General features: G+C 48.1%; 9 protein-coding genes. 8 read left to right on the top strand and 1 reads right to left on the bottom strand.

Annotation, left to right across the window (positions count from 1 at the left end; all coding sequences use genetic code 11):
* Positions 1-4 precede the first annotated feature (4 nt).
* Positions 5-1,774 (bottom strand): SWIM zinc finger family protein, encoded by a 1,770-nt coding sequence (locus ACFVQB_RS30915; RefSeq protein WP_379448548.1) that lies wholly within the window; start codon positions 1,772-1,774, stop codon positions 5-7.
* A gap of 279 nt (positions 1,775-2,053) precedes the next feature.
* On the opposite strand from ACFVQB_RS30915, the gene ACFVQB_RS30910 reads away from it, so the two are divergent.
* The 8 genes from ACFVQB_RS30910 to ACFVQB_RS30875 all read left to right on the top strand — a co-directional run bounded on the left by ACFVQB_RS30910 (position 2,054) and on the right by ACFVQB_RS30875 (position 13,221).
* Entirely contained in the window at positions 2,054-2,872 is an 819-nt protein-coding gene (locus ACFVQB_RS30910) for an endonuclease/exonuclease/phosphatase family protein (protein ID WP_379448546.1), read from the top strand.
* A gap of 315 nt (positions 2,873-3,187) precedes the next feature.
* The gene (locus ACFVQB_RS30905) at positions 3,188-5,485 is read left to right on the top strand and encodes a glycoside hydrolase family 88/105 protein (protein ID WP_379448541.1); all 2,298 of its coding nucleotides are present in this window, start codon (positions 3,188-3,190) and stop codon (positions 5,483-5,485) included.
* Between the two features lie 332 nt (positions 5,486-5,817).
* Positions 5,818-7,152, top strand: a complete 1,335-nt coding sequence (locus ACFVQB_RS30900) for an ABC transporter substrate-binding protein (protein WP_379448538.1) — start codon at positions 5,818-5,820, stop codon at positions 7,150-7,152.
* Between the two features lie 46 nt (positions 7,153-7,198).
* Positions 7,199-8,149: a carbohydrate ABC transporter permease gene (locus ACFVQB_RS30895; RefSeq protein ID WP_379448535.1), complete on the top strand. Its 951-nt coding sequence runs from the start codon at positions 7,199-7,201 to the stop codon at positions 8,147-8,149.
* Positions 8,146-8,994, top strand: a complete 849-nt coding sequence (locus ACFVQB_RS30890; protein ID WP_379448533.1) for a carbohydrate ABC transporter permease — start codon at positions 8,146-8,148, stop codon at positions 8,992-8,994. Before ACFVQB_RS30895 ends, ACFVQB_RS30890 begins: the two co-directional genes overlap by 4 nt.
* Positions 8,995-9,019: 25 nt before the next feature.
* Complete coding sequence (locus ACFVQB_RS30885) at positions 9,020-11,023, top strand: cache domain-containing sensor histidine kinase (protein ID WP_379448530.1); 2,004 nt, start codon at positions 9,020-9,022, stop codon at positions 11,021-11,023.
* Positions 11,020-12,624, top strand: coding sequence for a response regulator (locus ACFVQB_RS30880; RefSeq protein ID WP_379448528.1), 1,605 nt, complete (start codon positions 11,020-11,022; stop codon positions 12,622-12,624). Before ACFVQB_RS30885 ends, ACFVQB_RS30880 begins: the two co-directional genes overlap by 4 nt.
* Before the next feature lie 51 nt (positions 12,625-12,675).
* Positions 12,676-13,221: a GNAT family N-acetyltransferase gene (locus ACFVQB_RS30875; protein WP_379448524.1), complete on the top strand. Its 546-nt coding sequence runs from the start codon at positions 12,676-12,678 to the stop codon at positions 13,219-13,221.
* Positions 13,222-14,041: the final 820 nt, after the last annotated feature.

Below are 14,041 nucleotides of genomic sequence, written 5' to 3'. Positions count from 1 at the left end.
AGGCTCATGAGATCAACTTACCTTTCCGAAGCTCTTCCTGCAGGGCGCGCAGTCGGCTGTTGCGAACGGCCAATGTGGTGATAAACTGCTCCCAGTGCTCTTCCTGCTTCAATTTTTTATAAATTTTGGACAGACGCTTCAACAGTTTCACTGCTGCTTTGTATCCGTCCCTGTTTTTGTGTCCGATATAACGATCCACTGCCTGATGGTAGAAAGGCAGCAGTAACTCGGGTGCATCCTTTTCAATCGGCTGCAGCACCGCTACCCGGAATCCAAGCGGCTCTGTCTCCGTGCTCAGTTGAAAATCAATCCACCGCCGCCACTGTCCACGGGAATGCATTGCTTCTTCATAAGCTGGCCGGGAATGAGGCAGCATGCTGACCAATGTGTCCCACATGCGGTGCTCTACATCAGGCAGATGATGAATGGCTGTGTCCCACAACTGCATGTAATCATTCAGAGGGGAGTTCCGCCGGTTCGCGAGCAAAGGTCCGAGCTGCACTAACCATTCGCCCAGCCGCTTCCAGTCTGATGAATCTGCAAGGACGTGAAGAAAATGCAGAAGATGCTCCGGCGGGATGCCATATGCCGAGCTTCCGCTGATTAATCGCTGCCAAGCCTGTTCATCTTGTCCTATATGGAAATATATCCAGCTCTGCGCCAATACCAGCGGCAAGGGCAAAGTGACAGATTTAATCGGAGCACCGCTCCCGTTTTTCGTCAGATTCGCTACGCTCAGCACGCTTTCACCAGGTTTGGCGGGTTTGGAAGCAGCAGTCAGGCCGTTCTCCATTTCCTGAAGAAACGTCAGCTCTGACTCCAGCGTTTTCCCGTTTTCCTGAAGATGAGGCACGATCCAGCTTAACCAAAGCTGTCGGTAAATCGGGGCGAAGAACATCATGCTGGAAGTCTCGGATATCATCTGCGTACGCAGGTAAGCCGAGGTTTCCTCAAGCCTTTCCCATTGGTGTTCAAGCTTCGTGCCTTTCAGACCGGAGAGATCCAACGGACGGCTAAAGATCTGTTCCAATCCTTTCTGGAGCGCATCCACGGCAAGTTGAGCAGGATAGCTTAGATACACAGGTGTATGTGTGATTGAATTGCGGCCAGGCACACAGAAGCGAATCAAAAATAACTGAACATGCAGCTCAAATAACTGGTCCATACCAGCGGACAGCTTAGGTTTGATGGAATAGAGCTCGTCCGCTGCGGCCTGCACATACGATGTACTTGGCGTGGCTATCCCCAGTCGTTTCAGGCATGCCCGAAACAGCTCATGCCATTCCGTGATCTCAAGTTCTGCAAGCTCCGTTGCACGTTCCTTGATCTGGCTATACTGGTTATCAGGGATGGTGAGATCCTCTTCGTGCGCTGCGTAATCGGAACGTCCTGAAATCGCTATAGCAGCAGGTTTTGGAGCCTGTTTCAGTGCCGTACTGGAGTGGGCGTTCACAATGCCGTGTACTGGGCGCCCCAGTTGCTCCGCATAACTCATTAGAACGGCTATCATATGTTTGCAATGAGAACCAACCGGACAGGTACAATGACTGGTGGTCAGCGATTGTAAGCTCAGGGTTACCTCATAATCATCGGAGCCTTGCACTTCAGCCAAAATTCCATTTTGTTCGGTGTAGGTTAATGGTCCGACGCGTTTCTGTTTATAATATTGGAATCCGCGCATGATCGTCAGGTTGTTAAAATGTTCAGCAACCTGCCTGATCAGCTCTTGCCACTGCGAATCATCCATCTTCATGTCATTAGGTATGTTCATCATTCCATCTCCTGGAGAAATCATAGGTTCAGTAATCACCACGTCTTGACGTAATGGTGTACATTTCATGTATCCATCATATCAGTTATCGTGTGCTCCGTGCATCGGTTCTGAGAACTCGGATGAGACTTTTTGATAGGTAAAACTCAAGAGTATCGATCTCTATTTTTTACCATAAACCATGCATGATAGGCTCGTCTTGTGTATGCTTAGCGTATGTATTCCTTTCAGGAACGATGCAGGCCGGAATTCGGCTTAATTTCAAACAACAGGAGAGAGCATATGAAAATACTTACGTTAAATACGCACGCTTGGGCAGAAGAAGACCAACTGAACAAGATCAGTCAGCTGGCTGATTTTATCAATACACACCAGTTCGATGTGATCTCCATGCAGGAGGTTAATCAATCGATGCAAGAAGCAGCGCTGTCAGCGGAGGAACTGAAACATTACTTTGCCACGGAATCGGATGCTGTGATCAAAAAAGATAACTACGCCTACGTTCTGCTTACGCAACTGACCGAGACCTATTACTGGACATGGATTCCCGCTCATGTCGGTTTCCGCAAATACGATGAAGGGCTGGCCATCCTGAGCCGGACGCCGATTACACAGGCTTTTGGCGAATATGTATCCCACATGCGGGATTACGACAACTACCGGACACGCAAAATTGTAGGTATACAGACGGCTGTCCAAGGTGAAGCTACCTGGTTTGTGAATGGGCACTATAACTGGTGGGATGATGAACAAGAGCCTTTTAAGGGTCAGTGGGAACTGACCGAGAGCAAGCTTGCTCCATATATGGACCAGTCGCTGTATATTATGGGCGATTTCAATAATGTCGCAGAAGTACGTGGGGAAGGCTACGATTATATGATGAGCAAGGGCTGGAATGACCTGTACACAACAGCTGTGCAAAAGGATGACGGTGCAACCGTGGTCAAAGCCATTGCCGGATGGGCGGATAACAAACGCGATTTGCGTATTGATTATATTTTCTCGAATCGTCCGGTACAGGCGAAGTCTTCGACGGTAGTTCTCAACGGAAAGAACGGCCCTGTGGTCTCTGATCATTACGGCGTAGCTGTGGAAATTTAGTTCGACCAAGTCTTCACGAGTCATATCAACGGCCCTTTTTATACGAAAAAGCCTAAGCCTCCATACACCTGTATAACAGGAAGTGTAGCCGGAGGTTTTTGGCATTTTAAAAAAGCCCCCCAGTTATAGCTATACTTATTTGTAAGCGCAATCAAAAATCTGTAGCCACCGGGAGGCAGGTCAGTTATACTTGGTTTATTATTCGGCTGTGCCAAAGATAAACGAGGATCATCAACGTTCGCCAAAAAGGGATTTTCTCACAAAGGTTAAGCGCTATACCTATGTATTCCATCGGGAGAGGAATGTGGGCATTCAATGACAACGTATTTCAGTGAACCGCAGAGCATGTATTATCGATTCGGAGAAGATCAGGATCAGGTGCTGAAGGTGCTGGCAGAGCGGTATATAGGCGCCAACGCACAGGCTGATTTTGTATATCGGGTATTTCAGAAGTCTGGTATCTTGCAGAACGAAAAAGGTCTGTATGATCTGAATTTGAGTAAACGCTTCCCTGATGCACATAAAGGTCAGGTTTCCTATGCCGCAGCGCTGGTCTGGGGGGATGAAGATCGAAATCTGGATGTGCTGGTCCGCTGTTATGGACCGGTTCGTTTCTATTTTAACGAGCAATTGGTATATCGCTCCACGGTCATGGATGAGATCAACCTGGACGCGACCGTGAAGCTGGGAATCGACATTAAGCCGGGATGGAATACTTTGTTGCTGGAGATGAAGTATACACCTGCGGGCTTTGGATGCCAGTTTGGCTCGGACGAGGGAAAAGTGCGCATTCTGAATGTGCTCGCTCCTTTCCAGGAGAGACAGGGACAGGCCGGATGGGTGTATTCCAAACCGGTAAGTTCGGAGGACAGTCATGCGGAATGGAATCTGCTCGGGTCAGAAGAGGATCACAGACTGGAGTGGCTGCCTGATCCGCAATGGTCAGAGGAAAAGCTTACGCAACCGACTCTGGAGAGAATGTACGGGCATCTTTCTGGTCAGCGAGTCTATGCGTGGACACGGTTGATCAACAGGAATTCAAGCGATTGCCAGATCCGTTTGTCTGGTCAATCTTCCGGACCACTGAATATATGGCTGAACGGCGAATCGGCTGTGCAATTGAAGGAAGCGGGTCCATTTGAGGTGAAGATACCCGCATCTTTTGGACGGAACGACCTGTTGGTACGTAGTGAATGTAGCGATACGGCTGAGCCATGGAATTTTGTAATAAACGCAATGGTGAATGGAGAGCCACTAGAGCTGGAGCTTCCCCAGCGTGTGCACGGAGCTTCTGGAGAGTCGTGGTTATATCTAGGACCTTTTGAATCTGATAAGGTTGGACCTGATTTGCAGGATCTAATGCGTATAGATCGAGTCTATAAAGGAAGTGTATTGCAGGGTAACCCAGAAGAAACGGGAAGCCAGCAGGTATGGAAGGAACGCATATATTGGCGACTGGACAGACCGGATGCGTGGATACGCCCCTATTATGAAAATGCAATGCTCAGTAACAAATGGACAGTAGGCAGTGTGACCAACTATGGTCGCTGGGATTATCCATTGGGCGTCACCGTATATGGCCTGTTGCAGACCGGACGTTATTTGCAGCGGCCCGACATTACGCGTTATGCGTTAGAACACGTGCAGTTGTGTACCCGTATGGATGAGTACTCATTATGGGATCGGGAGCAGTATGGTTTCCCGGCGGTTAACCAGCAGCTGGTTATGATGAAAATGCTGGATAACTGTGGCTCTTTTGGCTCCGCGATGCTGGAAGCCTACTCCGAATGTCAGGAGCCGACGTTCTTGCCGATCGCCGAACGAATTGCAGATTTTATGCTGACCCGGCTGGAAAGACAGGAAGACGGTGCATTTTACCGCGAGTGTATCGGTGAATTTGCCGAGAATACGATGTGGGCCGACGATCTCTATATGAGCACTCCGTTTCTTGTGCGGTATGCCCGACTGACGGGAAATAATTCAGCACTGGATGAAGCCGCCAGACAATTTTTATTGTATCGGAGGTATCTGTTCATGCCTGAATTCAAGATCATGTCCCACGTATATGATTTCAAATATGGACAAGCGACACAGATTCCGTGGGGACGGGGAAATGGTTGGACGCTCTTTTCGCTGTCTGAGGTATTGGAAGCTTTGCCGGCAGAGCACCCGGAGCGTCCAGCTTTAATTGCCTTCTTTAATGAATTATGTGAAGGATATGCAGCTCTGCAAGGAGAGGGCGGATTGTGGCATCAGGTATTGAATGATTCTGAAACATACCAGGAAGCCTCCTGTACAGCGATGTTTGCCTATGGTTTTGCACGGGGAGTGCGTTTTGGTTGGTTATATCAACCTGAACGTTACATTGAAGCGGCTGAGCGGGCATGGAACGGATTAGCCCGTAAGGCGATTGACCGTCAGGGCAATGTACATGGTGTATGCAGTGGATCGAGATATGCCTTTACCGCAGAATATTACAATAAGGATCTGCTCACGGTAACGAATGACAATCACGGTATTGGCATTATGATGCTGGCAGGAACCGAAGTGGCGAAGATGAAGAAACATCTGGCTCGGCATAAGGTGTCATCAACTGCTGTGACGCAATCCTGAAAGTGTCAGTAAAACCCCAGAATACCTTGATCAAAATCTTACATGATATCTACTTTAACGTTTTATTGTAGACATCTGGATGACCACCGTTGAGATGTAGTCGAGGCACAGTGCGCTGCATAAAGACTGCTGTATATATGAATAACCACCGGGAGTTTCATTCCTGGTGGTTATTTAATCACTATATCGATCTCAATTGAAAGGACATTTGTCCCAACCCCTTACTTTTTTGACAGGAAAGCTTACTTTTGTTTATGTCATGAGCAGCCATAGGCCGTTACAATAGTTTTGTAAGCGATTCCATAAAAAGCAAAAGGGGAGGAAATTCATTCATGTTGAATACCAAAAAGTGGGTAACCCTGTTCTGCCTATCCCTGTTAATGTTCGCTACAGCCTGTTCCGGAGGGTCATCAGCACCGTCTGCCTCATCCAATGAAGGTGAAGAAGGGGGCACTTCCGGCAAAATTGAACTTCGTATGACCTGGTGGGGATCACAGACTCGACACGATCTCACGACCAAAGTGATTAAGCTATTTGAAGAGAAGCACCCTGGCATTACCATCAAGCCGGAATATTCCGGTTGGGACGGATACTTTGACAAGCTGACCACACAGGTAGCCGGTTCAAATGCACCGGATATCATACAGATGGATTACGCTTTTCTAACCGATTTTGCCCGGCGTGGTGCATTGCTTGACCTGACCCCATACGCAGAGAGCAAGGAACTGCGCACAGAGGATCATGACAAGAGCATGCTCAAAGCCGGATCGATTGACGATAAATTATACGCGATTACATTGGGTGTAAATGCACCAGGTGTCATCTATGATGCCACCGTATTCCAAGAGCTCGGGATCGAGGAGCCGCAGGAAAGCTGGACGTGGAAGGATTTTAGTGACGTAGCTGCTAAGATTGCAGCGGAGAAGGGTGACGGTTTCTACGGTTCGGCGGATGTATCGGGAACCACCAACATGTTTGAGGTATTTATCCGGCAAACAGGCAAGGGACTATTTGATGGCGGGACGTTGACAGCAACCAGCGAGGAGCTTCAGCAATGGTTTGACATGTGGGGGGCACTTCGTGAAAACAGGGGTGCTACCTCTGCAGAAGTGACGGCATCCACTACGAATGCACTGGAAACACGCCCGATCTCGCTTGGTACAGCCGCCATGGATTTTGCTTGGTCTAACCAATTGCTGACGTTCCAGCAGGTGAACAAAAACCAGGATCATAAGCTTGGGATACAAGTACTTCCGCACGGTGTGGGTGAAAAGCAAATCGGTGAATACCTGAAAGCAGGTCAGTTCCTGTCCGGTTATGCCAAAACGAAACATCCAAAGGAAGTGGCGATGTTTATCGACTTCATGGTAAATGATCCCGAAGCTACTGCCATTCTTGGCTCGGAGCGGGGAGTACCCGTCAATGCTAGCATCCGTGAGAAGATGCAGCCTACGCTGCCGGAAGCGGAGCAAGCCATCTTCCAATTTATCGATGTGGTATCGAAAAACTCCAGTGAAATTGATCCGCCATACCCGCAAGGATTTTCCGAAGTGGATACCAGCTTCAAGAGTGCAAGCGAGCAGATCGCCTTTGGTCAAGGGAACACACCGGATGTGATTGCCCAGTTCATTGAAGGGGCCAAGGCAACACTTGCATCAAGTCAATAACACTTGAACGGTTCCAGACTTCATATTCCACGGGGAGGTTGCGAAGATGAGTACAACACAGGTCAGTCAAGCACGAACCGAGCGTGTGACAGCCCGGCGGGTGAAACGGAGATATGCCCATAATGGAGCAGCGCTCCTGTTTCTAGCCCCATGGCTGGTTGGATTATTGTTTCTGACACTTGGACCGATGCTCGTTTCCTTATACATTTCGTTCACCGACTACAGTATCCTGGCCGCCCCTTCCTGGGTCGGTCTGGATAACTACACTACGATGTTTACATCGGATAAACTGTTTATCCAATCGCTCAAAGTCACATTTACGTATGTCACCGTATCCGTACCGATCAAGCTGATTTTTGCCCTATTGGTGGCGATGTTGTTGAACAAAGGCATTCGTGGGCTTGGCATTTACCGTACGGTGTATTACATCCCAACCCTGCTTGGGGGCAGTGTCGCGATAGCGATGCTGTGGCGCAAAATGCTGGGCGGTGACGGTCTGCTCAATGGGGTGCTCGCCATGGTCGGCATTAAGGCACCCGATTGGGTCGCCAACCCGAAATATGCCCTGTATTCGATCGTACTGCTGTCCGTATGGCAGTTCGGATCGTCAATGATTATTTTCCTGGCAGGATTGAAGCAGATTCCACCTGAGTATGACGAAGCTTCCGCCGTAGATGGAGCAGGCCCACTCCGGAGATTCTTTTATATCACACTGCCGATTCTGTCACCGGTTATCTTTTTCAATCTCGTGATGCAGCTGATTACCTCCTTCCAGTCATTTACTCAGGCTTTTGTCATCAGTAACGGCAGCGGGGGGCCAGTCAATTCAACATTAATGTACTCTTTATACCTGTACAAAAAAGGGTTCTCGTTCTTTCAGATGGGTTATGCGTCTGCGATGGCCTGGGTGCTGGTGATCCTGATCGGTGTCTTTACATTGCTGGTATTCCGCAGCAGCAAGCTGTGGGTGCACTATGAGGATGGTGGAAAATCATGATTGGACAACGAAACTCTGCTGCGTGGGTAATCGCCAAACATGTACTGATCTCGGTCATTGCCTTTGTCATGCTGTACCCGGTGCTCTGGATGCTGGGCAGTTCATTCAAACCGGGACATATGATTTTCACCGAGACCTGGTTCTGGCCGCAAGAATGGAATTGGCAAAATTACATCAATGGCTGGACGGGGATTCAGGGCAACCCATTCTCCCGTTTTCTGACCAACTCGGTCGTCCTGTCGCTGGGCGCTGTGCTTGGCAATGTTATCTCTTGCTCGATGGCGGCATACGCCTTTGCCAGATTGAATTTTCGGTTCAAAGCAATTTGTTTTGGCTTAATGCTGATGACGATCATGCTGCCACACCATGTGACGCTGATCCCTCAATATATTCTGTTTAACCATCTGGAATGGGTGAATACGTATCTGCCGCTGGTGGTGCCGAAATGGTTGGCGACCGATGCCTTCTTCATTTTCCTGATGGTCCAGTTCTTCCGGGGATTGCCCAAAGAACTGGATGAAGCGGCTACGATTGATGGATGCGGTCCTGTACGAATTTACACCAAAATTATCATTCCGCTGGCCTTTCCGGCGCTGGTGACGACGATGATCTTTACCTTTTTGTGGACATGGGACGATTTCTTCAGCCAGTTGATCTATCTGAGTGATGTCAGCAAATACACGGTGCCGCTGGGCTTGCGCCTGTTCCTCGATTCCAGCTCTCAATCCGATTGGGGTCCGATGTTTGCGATGTCAGTGCTGTCACTGGTGCCTTGTTTTATCGTATTTATCGTGTGTCAAAAGTACTTCGTGGAAGGAATCGCAACCTCTGGGCTCAAAGGGTAATTCCAAGACGAAACGAGTTGATTCCATGCGGAAACGAAGATTATCGTTATTCCTAAATCATAAGCTGCAACAAAGCAAGCTCTCCACGTTGATGGTGACTTGCTTTATTGCGTTTAACCTGCTGCTCGTCTCGGTTATTGTCTGGCTGGCATACCAGTCGTTCTCTGCCGTCACGTTTACCGAGATCAGCAAAGCACGGCTTGCTCTCCTGAACGAAAGTACACGCCGAGGGTTTGATTTTATTACAGGTGTGACAGGCACGGCTTATTCTTTGGCGAGCAACCGTGAGCTGTCCAATCTGCTGGAAACGAAGGGGGCGGGAAGGCTGACACAGATCCACCAACGGCGCGAGGTATCCAAAATACTGGATCATACGCTGGTCGTCAGTGAAGGTATTACCTCGGTGGAGCTGTATACGGATGCCTTTAACGGTGTCACTGTCACGATGGCCGACCGCATCTATCCAGTGGATACGATTGCCGGTGATTCATGGTTTGCTGCATTGGAGCAGGCGGATGCGGCTTGGGTACCTCTACGGGAAAACGAATCTGGCCAATCGCTAATCGGATACGCCCAGCGAATCTTTGACAGCCGGGGTGGGACAGTAGCTTACGTGCTCATCCGCCTGAGTCGCGCGGACATTGTACGCAGATTTGCGGATATGCCGATGGTGCTGGATGGACAGGTACTGTTGGTGGATACCGCGGGCAACGTCGTCATGCAGATGGGTGATGATAATTTAGAGGTGAATTCTGGTGAGGGTTTGAGTTCAGTTAATGGAGCCTCAAAACATTTTTCTTCTATTAATGAATCTGCTAATGTAGCTGCAGCTGGGGAAAGTGAACCTGTCGTCGATAGCGCATGGATTCAGGAGCATGTTGAACATGGGGAGGACGGATTTGAAGTGGTTTCCGGCAAGCCTGGTGGAGCGCAGCTTGTTCTGTATTCAAGACCTGCCATGCTTCAGTGGCGACTGGTACAGACCATCCCTGTTCATACACTGTTATCTCCTGTGAGGCAGGCCGGATGGCAGGTCCTTGGAATAGCTGTGCTGGGGTTACTATGTTCGGCGGTACTTGCATATCTGTTCGTTTGGCGGATTGTTCGTCCTTTACGTCAGCTGATTAAGCGGATGAGGCAACTGGAGAAGGGGGATTTCAATACCCGGGTTCAGCTTTCGTTTACCGAAGAATATGCCCATTTGGCGTATGGATTCAACCATATGGCTTCACAATTGACGGAGTTGATGGAGCAGGTCAAGGAAGAGAGCCGAGCGAAGCGTGAAGCACAGACGGGTTTGCTTGAGGCGCAAATCAAACCGCATTTTTTGTACAACACACTCGACATGATCCACTGGCGTGCTCTCGATTATGAGGCCAAGGACATCAGCCGCATGATTGTACAACTCAGCAAACTGCTGCGTATTGGATTGAGCGGTGGCAGACTATTCATCCGGGTACGGGATGAGCTGGAGCATGCTCGTTGTTACGTCAGCATTCAGTCGGAGCGGCTGCCGTTCTCTATTGATTATCAGGAACAGATTGATCCGAGAGTGCGCGGCTGTTACATTCCCAAAATCATTTTGCAGCCCTTTATCGAGAATGCGGTCATGCATGGGCATCCGAAGGAAGGAAAACTTCGCATAAAGGTGGATATGCGGGAATTGGAGAGCAGCGATCCACCTGGTGTGGAGGAATCCTCAAAGGGTCTTATCACCGATTCATCTGATTCATCCGGATTAGGCAGCCAATCCATAGATTATCGTCCGGCCAGAAAGTCTGCACACGCACCCAAAATCATCATTTGCATAAAGGATAACGGACAGGGCTTGCCTGAGGGTTGGAAGCTGGAGGAGACATCTGGCATTGGTATACGAAATGTACATCAGCGTATTCAACTGTATTGTGGCACTGGGTATGGCGTTGATATATGCGCAGGTGAATTGGGCGGAGTAGAAGTGACCATTACGCTGCCGCGTATTGAGACGGAAGAACAATTAAACTTATGGCTGGGCGGTGAAAATGAATGAAAACCATTATGCTCGTAGACGATGACCCGCATATTGTAAAAGCATTGACCGACCATATTGATTGGCCATCCATCGGCCTCCGCATTGCAGGAACGGCTTCCAATGGCGTGGACGCACTGGAGCTGTTCCAACAGCTGCGCCCCGATCTGGTGATGACGGACGTCTATTTGCCAGGAATGACAGGACTTGAGGTCACGCAGGCGCTACGGCGGGATCATCCCCATCTGCCTATCATCATTCTTAGCGGATATGACGAATTCGAGAATGCCCGGGCGGCCATGCGTTGGGGCGTGAATCATTTTTTGCTGAAGCCTGCTGAAGTGGAGGAGATCGAGTCTGTTCTGCGTGAGGTGTTACTGGAACAGGATGTGCGTGAGCGGCGTGAGCAGCTAGAGCGGACGTACAAACAGGAGATTGGGCGGGTGGTTCCTTATCTTCGCAAACTGTTTCTCCATGAGCTGTTAACCACGCACTATCGGGAAGAGGAGTTGTCTGCGGAGCGTATGGATTATGTGGGTATTCGCATACCCTCTCAAGTGCGTGCTATCAGTCTGCAGTTGTACCGGCCTGCATTTCTGACAAGGATGAAAGAGCGGGACTGGCAGCTATTAAGATATGGGGCAGCAGATATTATTCAGGAGACCGTCAAAGAGCAGACTTCGCAAATAAACGACTGCCAGGTGGAAATCGTGGATTATTCTGATCAGGTGTTTGTGCTGCTTCTATTTGATGAAAAGGCCCCGCTAGAACAATTGGAGTCGATTGTTGAACGGATGATTGATCAGATTTTTACGTATCTCAAGATCGAAATGAGCGCAGGTATTGGAACGTCCAAAGGTCACTTATGCGAAGTGATGGACTCCTATCTGGAAAGCAGGGAGGCGCTGGAGAAAGCAGAGTTTCAGGGAGGAAGCCGCGTATATCGCTATGATTCGTCAGATGCTTTAACGCCGAGCGTAACAGATTACTCGCAATTGCTGCGACAATGGAGTGAGTCATGGGCAGATATGAGGACTGATCTGGCAGAGGAGATATGGATTCACCTTCGCAATCTGCTGGACGAAGGGAGTGGTACCAATATTCAGGATGTGCAAGTTGTGGCTGTGAGCCTATTTGACACGTTAATTCATAGTTGGAACCGACATTATCCCATGCTGGCACCGCCGCTGGCGATGAGTCATTTTTTGCGGGAAATTCAATCGAAATATGGGCTGCAGGATCTGATATGCTGGATGGATGGTATTATTCGAAACTGGATGGAACAGATACGAAAAGAAATGGGCGAGAAAAAAAGCAATAAACTAGTGGAGCAGGTGAAACAGTACGTTGAAATGCATTATGCTGAAGAAATCAGCTTTGAAGCCATTGCCAAGGGTCTGTTTGTACACCCCAAATATTTGAGTCAGCTGTTCAAGAGGGTAACCGGAGAGAACTTTGTGAGTTATGTAAACGGGTATAGGATTCAACGTGCGTTGGAGCTATTACAGTCAGGGCATTACATGGTCTACGAGGTTAGTGAGATGACCGGGTTCCGCAACGCGACGTATTTTAGTCAGGTTTTCAAGATGCTTACAGGCAAAAGTCCGTCTGAAGTCGGGTAGAGCCATGAATAGGATTGGGCAAAATAAAATAGATTGGACGGATTACAACATATGATCATCGATCAACAGGAGTTTAACGTAAAAGGATTGACCTATTTGATTAGGTCCGCAAAAGGAAACGATGCTGAAGCATTATCTTCACTTCGGGTGCAGATGGATGGAGAAACCGATTATATGGATCGTGAACAAGGTGAGGGCTTTATTGATCCAGCGGGATTTGAACAAATAATCCGATGGGACACGGAGAAAGAGAGAAACCTGTTTCTCGTTACTATGGTAAATGAACAAATCGTCGGGTATTCCAGATGTGAGGGTGTTGATCTAAAGCGATTTGCCCATAAGGTTGAATTTGGCGTTTGCGTAGCGAGAGAGTTCTGGGGATACGGCATTGGTAAGAAACTGTTGGAGACCTCTATAGATTGGGCAGATACGAATGGAATTGAGAAGATGACCTTGAACGTGGTGGGGACGAACGATAAAGCGATGGAGCTTTACAAAAGAATGGGCTTCGAGATAGAGGGGATTTTGAAAAAGGATCGACGACACGCGGACGGTCGGTATTACGATACGGTTATGATGGGAAGGTTCAGCAGCTGAGGGGGAGAAGGTGATGGTGGGAGGTTGGCTAACAATATACGCTACTCCTTTAATTGTCTCAAAAACTATTCTATCTATATGAAAGAACAGATACTAGAGTATCTATTTCTCTCATATGGAGAGGATTATTATCTATTAGATGTAGAGTTCTTAAAATCTGATTTCATATTAATTAAGCTATAGAAGCTATTGGATATGTGCGATACAAAAGTAATTATCCCTTGAGCTGCTAGAGAGTGTTTCTTCAAAACGCTTAGCCACTCAGTTTACTATGAACAGTAACTATTACCCTTTCTCTATAAGTTAATGATGCTTAACATTGTCATATCTATGGAGTGTAGCAGATGGGTTCTGATTGCATGACAATGATTGAGTGTGAATAGAAGGGAAATATAACGGTTCTATTTGTTCTCATAAAACGGAGAATGAAAAATATTAATTTAGGGTTGCAATTTATTTTTCCACATGGTATATTCTAATTCCGGCCAAGAAAACACGAGAAACACGGTGCGGCAAGCGAAACAACTAAGCTTCGAAAGAAACTTAAAAAAAGAGCTTGCAAAGTTGGTTCGGATGTGATAAGATATAAAAGTTGCTGAGGTGAACGACACCCGGCAGTGAAACAAGTTTGATCTTTGAAAACTGAACAACGAGTGAGTAAAACATTCTGCTTGCAGAATGAACGCGAAAGTTTGAGACAAGCCTTGGCTTGAATTGACTGGAGCATAAATGAGATTTTTAATCTCGTCAGTTTCAAAATGAGCTTATCGCTCTTTTCAATACTTTATTGGAGAGTTTGATCCTGGCTCAGGACGAACGC

It is taken from the genome of Paenibacillus sp. NPDC057886, from assembly GCF_042796655.1.
In the GTDB taxonomy this organism is placed as follows: domain Bacteria; phylum Bacillota; class Bacilli; order Paenibacillales; family Paenibacillaceae; genus Paenibacillus.
Note: the sequence above shows the minus strand (reverse complement) of the source record. Positions and strands in the feature narration are given on the sequence as shown.